The sequence below is a fragment of the Alcaligenes sp. SJTW-7 genome, from assembly GCF_047716895.1.
GTDB classification, from domain to species: domain Bacteria; phylum Pseudomonadota; class Gammaproteobacteria; order Burkholderiales; family Burkholderiaceae_B; genus Alcaligenes; species Alcaligenes ammonioxydans.
In genome coordinates this window covers 3,573,119-3,587,132 of the sequence record NZ_CP136682.1, presented here as the reverse complement: position 1 = coordinate 3,587,132, position 14,014 = coordinate 3,573,119, and the positions used below count along the sequence as shown (strand labels likewise).

Here is a 14,014-nt window from a genome sequence, read left to right as displayed (position 1 = left end):
TCCCGAAGGACCGAGTTGACCGTAACCATAATTACTTTTACCCGGAGGGTGGACCACATGAAAACACGTGCAGCTGTTGCCTGGAAAGCGGGCGCGCCGCTAACGATTGAAGAGGTCGATCTGGCAGGCCCCAAAGCAGGCGAAGTGTTGGTCGAGATCAAGGCGACAGGCATTTGCCATACTGATTACTACACCCTGTCGGGCGCTGACCCGGAAGGTTTGTTTCCCGCCATTTTGGGCCATGAAGGTGCAGGCGTGGTGTTGGATGTCGGCGCGGGTGTCACCAGCCTGCGCCCTGGCGATCATGTAATCCCCCTGTACACGCCCGAATGTCGTCAGTGCAAATCCTGCCTGTCGCGCAAGACCAATCTGTGTACAGCCATTCGCTCTACCCAGGGCAAGGGTTTGATGCCCGATGGCACCTCGCGTTTCTCCATCGGCGGCAAACCGGTTCACCATTACATGGGCACATCGACCTTCGCCAACCATATCGTGGTGCCTGAAATTGCGCTGGCCAAGATCCGTAGTGATGCTCCGTTCGACAAGGTGTGCTACATCGGCTGTGGCGTGACCACCGGCCTGGGCGCTGTCCTGTTTACTGCCAAGGTGGAAGCGGGCGCCAACGTGGTGGTGTTTGGTTTGGGCGGAATTGGCCTGAACGTGATCCAGGGCGCCAAGATGGTGGGTGCGGACAAGATCATTGGCGTGGATATCAACCCCGAGCGCGAAGCCATGGCCCGCCAGTTCGGCATGACGGATTTTGTGAACCCCAATGACGTTGAAAACGTGGTGGACCACATTATTCAACTGACTGATGGCGGTGCGGATTATTCGTTTGAATGTATCGGCAACACCAAGGTCATGCGCCAAGCCCTGGAATGCTGTCACCGCGGTTGGGGCCAGTCCATCATTATCGGCGTAGCCGAGGCCGGCGCTGAAATCGCTACCCGTCCGTTCCAACTGGTGACGGGCCGTGAATGGAAAGGCTCTGCATTTGGCGGCGCTCGTGGTCGTACCGATGTCCCCAAGATTGTGGACTGGTACATGGATGGCAAGATCAATATCGACGACCTGATCACCCACACCTTGCCGCTGGAGCGTATCAATGAAGGCTTTGACCTGATGAACGCAGGCAAGTCCATTCGTTCGGTGGTGATGTACTGATTGCGATCGTCATGAGGGGGCAGGCGTGCGCCCGCACCCTTTATCCCGGTCCAGGAGCGGTGGGAGGCCTTCGGGTGCTTTCACTGATCCTGGGCCGGATTTGCTATTGAGAACACGAGGGGGCTATGACTCAGACACTGGAACTGCTTAACGAACATCGCTGTTTTAATGGTTGGCAGCGCTACTACCAACACGCGTCGCAGACGATCGGTTTGCCCATGCGTTTTTCTGTGTACCTGCCGCCTCAGTTGCAGGCCCATGCCCAAAAGGGTGCGACCAATCTGGCCGAGGCCGTCGGCCAAGGCCGTGTGCCTGTCCTGTTTTTCCTGGCTGGGCTGACCTGCACAGAAGAAACCTTCATGATCAAGGCCGGTGCTCAGCGCTATGCTGCCGAGCACGGCATCATGCTCGTTGCTCCCGACACCAGCCCGCGTGGCGCTGGCGTGGAAGGAGAGAACGATGGCTGGGACCTGGGAACCGGGGCCGGTTTCTATCTGGATGCCACAGAACCTGGCTGGAGCACGCATTACCGCATGGAAAGCTATGTGAGCCAGGAGCTCTTTGATCTGGTCACGACCCTCTTGCCCGGCGATGCCAGTCGTGTGGGTATTTTTGGCCACTCCATGGGGGGCCATGGTGCCTTGACCTTGGCCCTGCGCCATCCCGGTAAATATCGCTCTGTATCGGCTTTCGCTCCTATTGCGGCCCCCAGCCGTTGTCCGTGGGGCGAAAAAGCCTTCGGTGCCTATCTCGGTCAGGACCGTCAGGCCTGGGAGCAGCACGACGCCAGTGCCTTGATGAGCAAGCGCAGCACCCCTTATCCGGCTGGTATTTTGGTGGACCAGGGCTTGAGCGATGGCTTTCTGGCCGAGCAACTGTATCCGGACGTCTTTGAGCAGGCCTGTGAACAGGCCAAGCAGCCTTTGACCTTGCGTCGCCACGAAGGCTATGACCACGGCTACTACTTCATTTCGACCTTCATTCAGGACCACCTGGACTTTCACGCCGAGCGCCTGTGATTGGCGGATAAACCAGGTCGCACTTTGTTGTTTTCAGGTGGGCGTAAAGGCGTTACTCTCAGGCTGCCACGGTTTTCAGCTTGTTTGTGGTGTTCTGCCCACCGATTTATTGCAGTTTGACGCTAAAGAGTGAACTTTTTCTTGCTGCGACGCTCTTATTCCTGTATCTGAAATTTTTAGCACTCCAGAGCATCGAGTGCTAAACTCAATCATTGATGAAATGCGTTTTCCGCGGTTTGAGAGCCTTGCTCAGTGTTCTCGCCGGCTGACTTTTTAAGGATTTTCCATGACACAACAAGCGAACGCTTTGGCCCTGGCGTCTGGTAATGAACTGGTCGCCGCCGTGTCTAATCCAGGCGCACTGGGGACGATCGAAGCGTATATCTCTGCCGTTAACCGCCTGCCCATGCTCAGCGCCGAGCGCGAAACCGAGCTGGGTCAGCGCCTGCGCGACCAGGATGATCTGGATGCCGCGCGTGAATTGATTTTGTCGCATCTGCGTCTGGTGGTCTCCATTGCCCGTCAATATCTGGGTTATGGATTGCCCCATGCCGACCTGATCCAGGAGGGCAATGTGGGCCTGATGAAAGCCGTCAAGCGCTTTGATCCCGATCGCGGGGTGCGTTTGGTGTCGTTTGCCGTGCATTGGATCAAGGCCGAGATTCATGAATACGTCGTGCGCAACTGGCGCATGGTGAAAGTGGCCACGACCAAAGCCCAACGCAAACTGTTTTTCAACCTGCGTCGTATGCGTCCGGACGGACAAACCTTGGATACCGCGCAGGTCGATGCGATTGCGCGTGAGTTGGACGTGCGCCCACAGGACGTCAGCGAGATGGAAGTGCGCCTGTCGGGTCACGATATGGCTCTGGAGGCCCCGACCAACGACGATGATGACAATTTCGCGCCTATTTCCTATCTGTCCGATGAAGGACACGAGGAGCCGAGCCGCGTGTTGGAGCGCCGCGCTCAGGACATGTTGGAAGGCAGTGGCCTGGAAGAGGCGATCGACACGTTGGACGAGCGTTCGCAGCGGATTGTGCGCGCACGCTGGTTGCAGGATGATGGCGGTGCCACTTTGCACGATCTGGCTGCTGAGTTTGGCGTGTCGGCCGAGCGTATCCGTCAGATTGAAGTGGCCGCGTTCAAAAAGCTGCGCGTGGCGCTGTCTGCTGCCGTGTAAGCCGTTTTAAAGAGTTACAACTTTTCAGGGAAAAGGGCTGAACTTACGCTGATCTTCGCGGACTAAACAATACATTTGCTGATTTTTGCCACCTACGCATATCGGCATTTGCACGTCCGCTTCGGCTTCTCCTCTTCCCCTCCCTTTTGAAGCGGATGTTTACGGGACACCGACCAGGTGTCCCTTTTTTTGTCCTGATGCTGCTGCCGTTTGCCCAGCCGGGTCGGTCAGACCCGGATAGGGCTTATACGGAAGGCTCAGAAGGACAGGGCTGCGCGTAGCCAGAGGGTGCGGCCAGGGTCATTAAAGCGCGTGGCGGCGCCAAAGCCAAAACCGCTGTTACCGGCCAGATTCAAGTGTTCACCATAGGTTTTGTTGAACAGATTGTCGACACCGGCTGTCAGGGACAGATTACGGTTGATTTTGTAGCCTCCGTACAGCGACACCGTGCTAAATCCTCCGGTAGGCCCGAAGTCATAACCAACCACATTTCCCTGATCTTGAGCGTAGCGCGTCTGCTTGGCCACAATGCGCCAGATACCGCCTGCAGACCAAGGGCCGTGTACATAGTCCGCCGTTAAACGCAGATCCAGAGGGGGCATTTGTGGCAGAGCCCGACTGTCTGTGCGGTTGCTGCCCCAGGCATAGGCCAGGCTGCTGCCCAGCGTCCAACTGGGGGAGACTTTCCAGTCGGCACCCAATTCGCCACCCATAATACGAGCATTGACGTTGCGAGCCTGCGTTTTTCTGCCCATCATGCCGCCAGGCAGGTAGTCGAACAGGATGTAGTCCTGAATCTGGCCGAGGTAAGCTGAGGCCCAGGCCGAGACCGTGTCATCCTTGTACTGTGCGCCAATATCCAGTTGCGTGGTTTTTTCTGGTTGAATGCCCAGGAAGGCGCTGGGACTTCCCTGTGGGCCGCTGGCTGGAGAAATGAGCTCCCAGTAGTCTGGCATGCGCTGTACATGGCCGATACCGGCGTACAGGCTCAAGGGCAGGCTTGGCAGATCATGCTCAATACGTATAAAGGCGCTGGGCAGGGTTTCTTTGCGACGTTCGTTGGCACCGGGGTTGGGCTTGCTCATCATGCCGCTGCCCAGACTGGGACGCAGGTCCCGGGCGCTGGCCCAGTCCAGACGTGCGCCACCAATCAGACGACTGTTATCGTTCAGATCCCAACGCGCCTCGGTAAAGAGGCCGATATTGTCGAACTCCGCATCTTTTATCCAATCCTGATCACGGTAATCCTGCATACCCATACCGCTGCGCTTGCGATGGCGGCTGCGCATCACATCGGTACCGGTCGTCAGGGTCAAATCGTCGCGTAACGCCCAATCCACACTGATGCGTCCGCCCCAGGTCAGGCGATCCACATTGGAGGCCATGGGCATGGACATGCCAGCGCTGGGTTTGAAGGGGCGCAGCTCATAGTTGTCCATAACGTGATCGGCGTAGTTGTAGTAGAGCTGGGCCTCCACCTGGCGCACAGCCCCTTCCTGCATCTCTTTCTTGAAGCGTAGCCCCAGGTTTTCGCGCTTGAACTTCGTGCCGTCCATGCCACGTCCTGCGTAGCGGGCATACCCGTCGCCCGTACCGGCGCTAAGCTCCAGTAAAGTGTCGCTATCGGGTGTCAGCCCAATGGCGACATCGGTATTCCATTTTTTCCAGCGTGAGGGGACGCGCTCGCCGTCCCCATCCTTGTAGTCCTGCGCGCGGTCCTGGTTGGCGGTCAGGCGGGCATAGTAAGAGGCATTGCCGGCCGCGAAATCCACGTTTCCGGCGTGGCGTCCTGCCGACCCGCCTAGCAGGCTGGCTTCCAGCGTGGCATCGTTCTCGGTGAAACCGGGTGCTGTGCGCTCGAAACGTATCGTTCCGGCAGAAGCGCCCGGCCCCCAGCGTACGCTTTGTGGGCCTTTGATGATGGTCAGCTCATCAAAGGACTGGGGCGAAATGTAGGAGGTAGGCGCATCCATCCGGGACGGGCAGGCACCGGGCATGGCGCTGCCGTTGGTCAGTATGTTCAGACGCGAACCAAACATGCCGCGCAGTACTGGATCACCATTGCTGCCGCCATTGCGGATGGCGGCAAAACCCGGAATTGTTTTCAGGTAGTCGGTGCCGTCGCTGGCCGGCAAGGGCAGGCGGGGCAGCTTGGGGTTGGTACTAAATTGCAGGGGCGACTCGGGGGCCACACCTGTCACCACAATGGGGCTCAGTTGATCAATAACGGTGGCTTGGGCCAGGGCCATAGAGGGCAGGCAGGCCAGAACACCGGCGCGGATCAGGCCGGGGCTTACTAGGTTCTTCATGACTAAATTCCAAAGCGCAGCCATCGTCCAGCGGCATACCCGCTTGGTCGAGAGCTGCAGGGCAGAGAAAGCGTAGCGGCAGCGCCGAACGCGAGGAATCAGGCAGGAAGAAGGAAGGGAGGAGCGCGTGGCCCCACGGGTGGGCCGCGAATAAAGGTTTGGGCCAGGGCCGGGTGGAGTGCCGGAAGCAACAAGGGCCGGAAATGGCCCAGGCTCAAGGGCGTCACGAGCGCGACAGGCGCGGGTGTCAGAGCCGCTTGCAGCATGACGCAGAATGGGCAGGTGGCGCTGGTGGTGGCCTGATCGGAGTGCGCTGTGGCGTCCTCGCCTAACAGGGCGGCCCAGTGTTGCGCCATTTCAGGTGGCAGGCTCTGTCCGGAAGGCAGACAAAAGGCCAGGGCATAGCCTTGATCGCCCTGTTTAGGCATATAGCCGGTTGGCACGACTCCGCGCAACACCACAGCCAGCAGCAACAGACACAGGCCCAGTCGATGGGGCCAGGCATGGGCGGCGAGGAAGGAGCGCGGAAAACTCATGATGCGAAAGTATAACCAGTTATGTCAGGGGCGAATTTGCGCTGGCGCAGGTTTTGAGTTGCCGCTTTACGGATGAGTGTGTGCCCCGGCACAGGCCAAAAAACGTAAATTTTGCGAGAAAAAGATAATTTGGCGGCTGTGGGCCGGGGAAAAAGCGCTATTCTGATTCCTGCGGAAAGCGGGGGGATTTTCCGTGCCGATCTGGCTTGCCCATGTCTGAATGCGTAGGCACATGCCAATCGGGTCAATGCCGATGACAAAGGATGTCGCGATGCACATTGGGCAGTTTGTTTTTGGACTGGCAGGCCTGTTGGGGTTGGTCGCCTTTATGCCGCCTTTGGCTGGACGCCTGCGACTACCGTATTCCGTACTACTGGCCTTGATCGGCTTTGCGCTGGGCATCCTGCTGCATTTGCATGCCTGGGCGCCCAAGATGGTGTCGGACTTTCTCAATACCCTGCAGGCCTTCGACATCTCGTCCGAGACTTTTCTATACGCCTTTTTGCCCATCTTGTTGTTCGAGACATCGCTGGCCATGAACTTGCGCCGCTTGCTCGATGATATCGGTGCCATTTTGATGATGGCAATTGTGGCCGTGGTGGTCTGTACCTTTGCCGTGGGTTACGCCTTGAACGCGGCGTCGTCTTATGGACTGGTAGTCTGTTTGATGTTGGGCGCGATTGTGGCCACGACAGACCCTGTCGCCGTGGTGGGCATCTTCCGTGAAGTGGGCGCACCCAAACGGTTGTCCACGCTGGTCGAAGGGGAGGCCCTGTTTAACGACGCCGCTTCCATTGCTCTGTATTCCGTGCTGCTGGCGGTGCTGACCGGAGGTGGTGAGTTAAGTGGTAGTACGGTGCTGGGCAGCTTCCTGTTCAGTTTTCTGGGTGGGGGGATCTCGGGCTTCTTAATGGGACGGCTGGCCAGTGGTCTGTTTGTGCTCTTGCGGGGTTGGCCCGCTGCTGAAGTAACCCTGACCATTGCCTTGGCGTACCTGGCCTTTTTTGTATCCGAACACTATCTGGGTGTGTCGGGAGTGGTCGCTACCGTCATTTCCGGTTTGGTGGTGGGTTCCACGGGTCGCACCCGCATGTCGCCCGCGACTTTCGAACTGTTAAGCAGCTCCTGGACCCAGATGGGGTTTCTGGCCAATTCCCTAATTTTTCTGTTCGCCGCCATGTTGATTCCGCGCCTGATGGCAGAAATCACCTGGATGCAGATTGGTCTGGTTGTATTGCTGTTTGGGGTGACGCTTCTGGCACGTGCTGCGATGGTGTTTGGCGTGCTGCCTCTGTTGGGCCGTACTCGCTTTGGCACTCGGGTCAGTCGACCTTACCGGGTGGTGATTTTATGGGGCGGGCTGCGCGGAGCAGTCTCCCTGGCGCTGGCCTTGGCGGTTACGGAACAACACGCCATTCCGCATGATGTGCGCCAGTTCATCGGTGTGGCCACCACGGGCTTTGTGCTGCTGACCCTGTTTGTGAACGGGATCAGCTTGCGGCCCTTGATTCGTCGTTTGGGTTTGAATCAGTTGACACCGCTGGAGCGCCATTTGCGCGATCAGGCGGTGAGTCTGGCGCTGGAAGAGCTGCGCGACAAGACCGAGGAACTGGGTCGGCAAGAGCAGATCAAGCCACAAGTGATCGAGCGCCTTTGTACGGTTTTTGAGGCCAGTCAGGCCGGTGTGGCGTCGGGCCAGATTCAAAGCCTGACCGAGGCACAGAAAATCAAAATGGGCATGGCGATTTTATCGGCCCGCGAGGTGGAGCTGTTTTACGAGCTGCTGAAATCGCAGATTGTGGATTGGAAAACAGCCGAGGCCCTATTGAGCCGGGCCGAACGCATGAACGATACAGTGAGGCTGGCCGGTTTGGCCGGTTTTGAGGCGGCGATTGCAACAGACTTGCGCTATTCGCGTGGTTTTCGTACCGCTTTGCGTCTGCATTATCTGTTTGGTTTGCAAGGCTGGCTGGTACGCGAACTGGATAAACGCTTCTCCAATCTGATCGCCAAACGCTCGGTTGCGCAGCGTCTGATTCGTTTTGCCGAGACTGAATTGGCGCCCTTATTGGGGAAACAGGCGACCGGTACGATTGTGCAGGCCCATAAGTTACGTTTGTCTCAGCTGGAAGAGGCCCTGCACTCCCTGACCCTGCAATACCCGGTGTTTGCGCAATGGTTGCAGGAATCCTATCTGGCGCGTGTGGCAGCCTCGCAAGAGCGGGCGCACTATCGCACCATGCTGTCGCATTCCCTGATTACCAGCGAGATGTATGCGGATCTGGTCAAACAGATTACGCAACGCTGGCGCTATCTGGATGAGCGTCCCACTCTGGACATGACCATGAGCGCCATGGAGCTGATTGCGCAGGTGCCCATGTTCGACGGCATCTCCGAGCAAGCCAAAAAAGAGCTGGCTCGACGCTTGCGTCCACGTCTGGCGCTGCCAGATCAAAAGATCCATTTGCGCTATGGCGGCATGCGTGCCATGTTCTTTGTGGCGTCCGGGGCGCTGGAGTTGACCTTGCCTGATGGCAGCCTGGTGGAACTGGGGACAGGGCAGACGATTGGTGAGGTCAATGTTGTGGAGCACAGCGACCACGTTGGTGAAGTGCGCTCCCTGGGCTATAGCCGCCTGCTGATGCTGACCGAGCGTGATTTCGATACCTTGCGTGGCAAAGATCCCATCTTCAGTGAAAAGATCGAGGCCGTGGTGCGACAGCGCCAACGCGCGTATCAGGTCTGGCAGGAATTCGAGTCCGGCCAGCGTCAGCACGAAGAATTGCCACCCTTGTTTGGTTTGGCGCATGCCTTGAGCGAGGCAGAAAACTTTGTGGGCCCGCCCTTGCCACCTGATTGGGAACGGCCGGCAGAAGCCTAGTCGAAAAAAAACGGGTCTGCTGTGACCCGTTTTTTTGGCGGACGGTTAAATAAGCCGCACCCAATGATCTATCAGCAAGGCCCCAAACAGAACCGCCAGATAAATAATGGAGAAGCGGAACAGCTTGCGGGACAGTTCATCGCTGTAGTTGCGGTGCAGTTGATGGGCATATTGAATGAAACGTGCGCCCAGCACGATGGCAGCCACCAGATACAGCACGCCGCTCATGCGGATGACGAAGGGCAGCAGGCTGGAGGCCATCAGGATGTAGCTGTAGAGCAGCACATGCAGCGTCGTAAAAGTCTTGCCGTGGGTGACGGGCAGCATGGGCAGCCCCGAACGCTGGTAGTCGTGCTGGCGATACAAGGCCAATGCCCAGAAGTGGGGGGGCGTCCAGATGAAGATAATCAGCACCAGCAGCCAGGCTTCTGCCGGTACGGCGTTGGCAATCGCTGCCCACCCCAGAGCGGGGGGCATGGCACCGGACAAACCGCCGATCACGATGTTTTGTGGGGTCAGGGGTTTGAGGATCACGGTATAAATCACCGCGTAACCGATGAAGGTGGCCAAGGTCAGCCACATGGTCAGCGGATTCACCCAGTAATACAGCACCAGCATGCCTATGCCACCCAGCAAACCGGACATGGCCAGGACTTGAGGTGGGGTAATGGTGCCGCGGGCAGTACCGCGACGGGCAGTGCGCAGCATGCGGGCATCAATCTGGCTTTCGATCAGGCAGTTGATGGCAAAGGCGGCGGCAGCCAACATCCATATGCCCAGTGTGCCGGCTACGACTGTGCCGGGATCGGGCAGGCCGGGAGCAGCCAGAAACATGCCGATAACGGCACAGAAAACAGCCAACTGGGTGACGCGCGGTTTAGTCAGTACCAGATATTGGCGCAGGAGCGAGGCGGGAGCCAGGGTGGCGGTGTTTGTCATACTGTATTCCTTGGGGGACAGTCGACTTGCGGGAAAGCCGTACCAACAGGGTGACGCAGCATAAAACGAGACCGGCAGCTCCCCCATTATGCAGGACGGCAATCAAAAGAGGCCATTGAAAAAAGATCGTGGTTAACCCCGTGACGAGCTGGGCCAGCAAGAGCAACAGCACCCCGGTGGCGGGGCGACGCAAGACAGGATCGGCGCGCAATTTCCAGGCGACCGATCCCAGAACCAGAAAGACAAGAAAGGCCATATTGCGATGAACCCAGTGAATGGCAGTCAGTGCGGCCTGGGAAATCATTTCACCGGATGGCAGCTCGCCCAGCGCACGAAACAGTGAAAATCCGCCGTGCAGGTCCATGTCGGGAATCCATTGGCCGTGGCATTGCGGAAAGTCCATGCAGGCCAGTGCCGCGTAATTGGTGCTGACCCAGCCGCCCAGCCCAATCTGAATGGTCAGAAGGAGAAAGGCACCGATCAGCCAGGGTCGCCAACGACGGGTGGACGACAAGACAGGTGGGCCAGGATTCTCGCGGGCAGCCAGCCAGGTCATCAAGGCCAGTACGCTCATGCCGCCCAGCAAATGGGTGGTGACGATAAGGGGCATTAGCTTGTGGGTAACCGTCCAGGCGCCAAATGCTCCTTGCACGCACACCGCCAGCAAGGTGAACAGAGCCAGCCGGGCGGAGTGCCCCAGGGCGTGACGATGTCGCCAAGCCATCCAGACGATGGCAATAATCAGCATGCCCAAGGCCGCGCCTACATAACGGTGAATCATCTCGATCCACGCCTTGCCCCAGCTGACTGGGCCATAGGGCATGGCTTGATAAGCTTGTTCGATATGTGCACCTGCGCCCAGCGGCGTGAGCTTGCCATAGCAGCCAGGCCAGTCCGGGCAGCCCAGGCCGGAATCGGTCAGGCGCACAAAGGCGCCGAACATGATCAGGTCCAGGGTCAGAAACCAGGTCAGGTAGACCAGCTTGCGGTAGCGATGGCGGATATCGGTCATGCGTTTATCCGATGCGTGAATTGTTCAGCAGTTTGCGTATATCGGTACGAACCTTGAGTGGGTCGGCATCACCGGGAAAGGCCATCATCAGGTTGCCATTGGGGTCGATGATCCACATGCCGTTTTTGACGGCTTGCTCGGGGGCCTGGCCTGGGGCGCCAGGTGCCAGAAACGGGGCCAGTTGCTGTGGGTCGGCCCGTAGCATGTGGGTGCCTTTATAAGCCTCCAGAATTTGCTCGGAGGGTTGGCCGGAGTCGGTCACAAACCAGACGCGGGCCAGTCGATCCACGTTCTTGCCCTGGCTGGCGTGGGAGTTGCGCAGGATGAACAGCTTGCGCACGCAACTTTCGGGACAGGCGCTGTCATCGGCACTGACCAGCACCCAGCGGCCGCGCAGCGATTGCAGATCAAAGGCCTGACCATCCAGCGTCTGCAGCGGCAATAAGGCTTGCGCAGGCACGCTGCGTTGTGGCTCGATCAACTGACCATAGGCATTGCTTTCAGCAGGTCGCAGTCCCAAGGCCGGAATGTAATAGGCGGCCAGTGCAAACAGCACGGGTGCCAGGCTGACCGCCAGCAGCAGGTACAGCGGAGTCAGGGAACGCGGGCGGGCAGGGGCTTGAGTCGTGTCCACGTCAGGTCTTCCTTGTAGAGGCGAAATGGGGCCTGGAGCGTCGCAGCCATTTCCACGCTACACCGATCCAGGCACACAGGGCAATCAGGGCAAAGCCGAACCATTGCAGGGCGTAGCCGCGGTTTTTCTCAAAATCGATATTGGGGTCGGGCCATTGGGTTTGCAGCGAGGAGGCGGGCGCGGTCTGGGCCAGTACACGCGGCAGCAACGGCACGTCAATGCGGCTGCGCAACTGCTCCAGGCTCAGGTTTTGCACGACAGGTGGTGTGCGCGACGAGGTGGGCAACTGCTCGGGCAGGGGGCTGTTGCCCAATTCGAACAGACGCGGCACTCGTTCCAGCAGTTCGCCGACAAGGGTTTGGGAGCCAGTGGGGGCAGGTGGGACCTCGGGGGCTTGACCAGGTTCGCGCGGCAGCCATCCGCGTAGCACCAGCAGACTGGAGCCCGTCAGATCGCCTTCATCCAGTACAAAAGGAGTCGCCACCCAGTAGCCCGGCTTACCTTTGAAATTGCGATTATCCAGGAGTACAGTTAACTCACTGCGCCAGGAGCCGTGCACGGCGACCGACTGCCACAAAGCGCCTTTGTCCAGGCTGGCTTTGGAATCGATGTGCAAAGGGGCTTGCTGGCGGCCTTGAGCGATTTGTTGTGCCAGGTTTTGACGCTCCTGTGCGCGGCTCAATTGCCAGCGTCCCAGGTTCATGAACAGCAGCATCAGCAAACCCAGACAGAGCAGGGCAAGCAGAGGACGAGTCGAAGAAGAACGAGAATTGTTGCTGGACATCCATTCAACCTGAAGCGGGGGAGACGTAATGCGTGTGCTAGTCCTGATCGTGTTTCTGGGGATTATTGTTTCGTTGGGGTCTGCCTTGGTGTACCTGATGCGGGACCGGGGCAATTCCAGTCGTATGGCTTATGCCCTGACCTGGCGTGTGGGTTTGTCCGTGGCCCTGTTCCTGTTTGTCTTGCTGGCCCATTATCTGGGCTGGATTGAAAGCACTGGCGTACCCTTGGCATGAAAGAACACACCAGGCCCGTACAGACAGGCCTGGTGCATGCATTGCTAGAACCAGTACACGTACAGATACAGACCCAGCCAGACCACGTCCACAAAGTGCCAGTACCAGGCGGCACCCTCAAAGCCAAAATGATGCTCGGCAGTAAAGTGACCGCGTATCAACCGTATCAGCATCACCGTTAGCATGGTGGCGCCGATAATCACGTGAAACCCGTGAAAGCCCGTCAACATGTAGAACAAGGCCCCGTAGGCGCCGGAGGTGAACTTCAGGTTCAGCTCAGCGTAGGCGTGCAGGTATTCGTATGCCTGGCAGGCCACAAACGCAACCCCCAGGGCAACGGTCATGAACAACCAGAAAATCGCGCTGCTGCGCTTGCTGGCACGCAAGGCATGATGAGCAATGGTCAGCGTCACGCCCGAGGTCAGCAGCAGGGTCGTGTTGATGGTGGGCAGCCACAGTGGGCCTACGGTCTGAAAGGGGGCAATGGTGCCTGCCGGGCCCTGGTTGGGCCAGGTGCCCGTGAAGTCGGGCCAGAGCAGGGCGCGGTGATCCAGGTCACTTAACAGGGGGGTGGCAATTTCACGGGTATACCAAAGAGCCCCGAAAAAAGCCGCAAAAAACATGACTTCTGAAAAGATGAACCAAGACATGCTCCAGCGGTAGGAGACATCGACACGGGCACTGTTCAGGCCAGTTTCGGATTCGCGTATGGCATCACTGAACCAGAAATACAGGACCAGCAAGAAGCTGAGAATCCCGACCAGAAACACCCAGAAGCCACCTGGCCAGTCATTGATCCAGGTCGCCGCCCCCAGTAGTGTCAGGCACAGAGAAAGACTGGCGCGTACCGGATGTCCCGACAAGCCGGGGACGTAGTAATACGGCGCCTTGGACGGGTGAGCCGTAGTCTCGACATGCATAGTGTTCTCCTTCGGGTCAGGTGCCCGGGGGGCGCCGTCTTCGGCCAGGGTTCAGCTGGCCTGACCAATGAACCAGCGGGCCACCATAATCAGGCCCACAACGAAAACAACCGTGGCGATCAAGGCGGCAATAATCAGATAGACCGGATTGATCTTGGCAATGTCCTGTTCATGGTCGCGACCACGACGGACTCCAAAAAAACCCCAGGCAATGGCTTTCAAGGTCTGGAAAAAGCTGAGCTTGCGCCGTGTGAGGTCCCGAAAATCGTCATCCATATCACTGTCCTAAAAATTGACTGCCTTTCAGAAAGGTCCAGGCCATGATGGCAATGACGAACGCAGCCAGGAGCAGTCCCAGACGGCGGTTGCGACGGCGTTGTTCGGGAGTCATAGGGCGT

The 14,014-nt window shown here is 58.3% G+C and carries 14 protein-coding genes; 5 read left to right on the top strand and 9 right to left on the bottom strand.

Features of this window, described 5'->3' with window-relative positions:
• Nucleotides 1–57 precede the first annotated feature (57 nt).
• From RSQ48_RS16255 to rpoH, 3 genes are all read left to right on the top strand, one after another.
• Nucleotides 58–1,164: an S-(hydroxymethyl)glutathione dehydrogenase/class III alcohol dehydrogenase gene (locus RSQ48_RS16255; protein ID WP_003805184.1), complete on the top strand. Its 1,107-nt coding sequence runs from the start codon at nucleotides 58–60 to the stop codon at nucleotides 1,162–1,164.
• 125 nt (nucleotides 1,165–1,289) lie between these two features.
• Complete coding sequence (fghA, locus tag RSQ48_RS16250) at nucleotides 1,290–2,183, top strand: S-formylglutathione hydrolase (protein ID WP_003805182.1); 894 nt, start codon at nucleotides 1,290–1,292, stop codon at nucleotides 2,181–2,183.
• A gap of 286 nt (nucleotides 2,184–2,469) precedes the next feature.
• Nucleotides 2,470–3,366 carry an RNA polymerase sigma factor RpoH gene (rpoH, locus tag RSQ48_RS16245; RefSeq protein WP_003805180.1) on the top strand — a complete coding sequence of 299 codons (897 nt, stop codon included), beginning with the start codon at nucleotides 2,470–2,472 and terminating at the stop codon, nucleotides 3,364–3,366.
• 257 nt (nucleotides 3,367–3,623) lie between these two features.
• Here the strand turns inward: rpoH and RSQ48_RS16240 are convergent, their stop codons facing one another.
• Together RSQ48_RS16240 and RSQ48_RS16235 are read right to left on the bottom strand one after the other, a co-directional pair.
• Entirely contained in the window at nucleotides 3,624–5,675 is a 2,052-nt protein-coding gene (locus RSQ48_RS16240) for a TonB-dependent copper receptor (protein WP_336579989.1), read from the bottom strand.
• A 98-nt stretch (nucleotides 5,676–5,773) separates the two neighbouring features.
• The gene (locus RSQ48_RS16235) at nucleotides 5,774–6,211 is read right to left on the bottom strand and encodes a DUF2946 family protein (RefSeq protein ID WP_003805177.1); all 438 of its coding nucleotides are present in this window, start codon (nucleotides 6,209–6,211) and stop codon (nucleotides 5,774–5,776) included.
• 271 nt (nucleotides 6,212–6,482) lie between these two features.
• Between RSQ48_RS16235 and RSQ48_RS16230 the strand changes: the two genes are divergently transcribed.
• The gene (locus RSQ48_RS16230) at nucleotides 6,483–9,092 is read left to right on the top strand and encodes a cation:proton antiporter (protein ID WP_003805172.1); all 2,610 of its coding nucleotides are present in this window, start codon (nucleotides 6,483–6,485) and stop codon (nucleotides 9,090–9,092) included.
• Between the two features lie 45 nt (nucleotides 9,093–9,137).
• Here the strand turns inward: RSQ48_RS16230 and cyoE are convergent, their stop codons facing one another.
• From cyoE to RSQ48_RS16210, 4 genes are read right to left on the bottom strand one after another with little or no spacing between them, the layout of a single operon-like run.
• Nucleotides 9,138–10,031: a heme o synthase gene (cyoE, locus tag RSQ48_RS16225; RefSeq protein ID WP_059318100.1), complete on the bottom strand. Its 894-nt coding sequence runs from the start codon at nucleotides 10,029–10,031 to the stop codon at nucleotides 9,138–9,140.
• A complete protein-coding gene (locus RSQ48_RS16220) occupies nucleotides 9,970–11,043 on the bottom strand; it encodes a COX15/CtaA family protein (RefSeq protein ID WP_336579987.1) in 1,074 nt (357 codons plus the stop codon). Before RSQ48_RS16220 ends, cyoE begins: the two co-directional genes overlap by 62 nt.
• Before the next feature lie 4 nt (nucleotides 11,044–11,047).
• Nucleotides 11,048–11,677: an SCO family protein gene (locus RSQ48_RS16215; protein WP_415301990.1), complete on the bottom strand. Its 630-nt coding sequence runs from the start codon at nucleotides 11,675–11,677 to the stop codon at nucleotides 11,048–11,050.
• 1 nt (nucleotide 11,678) lies between these two features.
• Complete coding sequence (locus RSQ48_RS16210) at nucleotides 11,679–12,461, bottom strand: SURF1 family protein (protein WP_131071058.1); 783 nt, start codon at nucleotides 12,459–12,461, stop codon at nucleotides 11,679–11,681.
• Nucleotides 12,462–12,489: 28 nt separating this feature from the next.
• Between RSQ48_RS16210 and RSQ48_RS16205 the strand changes: the two genes are divergently transcribed.
• Nucleotides 12,490–12,696 (top strand): twin transmembrane helix small protein, encoded by a 207-nt coding sequence (locus RSQ48_RS16205; RefSeq protein ID WP_003805161.1) that lies wholly within the window; start codon nucleotides 12,490–12,492, stop codon nucleotides 12,694–12,696.
• Nucleotides 12,697–12,740: 44 nt separating this feature from the next.
• On the opposite strand, the gene RSQ48_RS16200 is transcribed toward RSQ48_RS16205, so the two are convergent.
• From RSQ48_RS16200 to RSQ48_RS16190, 3 genes are read right to left on the bottom strand one after another with little or no spacing between them, the layout of a single operon-like run.
• On the bottom strand, nucleotides 12,741–13,616 hold the full coding sequence (locus tag RSQ48_RS16200; RefSeq protein WP_131071057.1) for a cytochrome c oxidase subunit 3: 876 nt from the start codon (nucleotides 13,614–13,616) through the stop codon (nucleotides 12,741–12,743).
• Nucleotides 13,617–13,667: 51 nt separating this feature from the next.
• Nucleotides 13,668–13,892 carry a DUF2970 domain-containing protein gene (locus RSQ48_RS16195; protein WP_003805158.1) on the bottom strand — a complete coding sequence of 75 codons (225 nt, stop codon included), beginning with the start codon at nucleotides 13,890–13,892 and terminating at the stop codon, nucleotides 13,668–13,670.
• A gap of 1 nt (nucleotide 13,893) precedes the next feature.
• Nucleotides 13,894–14,007 carry a cytochrome oxidase small assembly protein gene (locus RSQ48_RS16190; RefSeq protein ID WP_219235321.1) on the bottom strand — a complete coding sequence of 38 codons (114 nt, stop codon included), beginning with the start codon at nucleotides 14,005–14,007 and terminating at the stop codon, nucleotides 13,894–13,896.
• Between the last annotated feature and the right edge of the window lie 7 nt (nucleotides 14,008–14,014).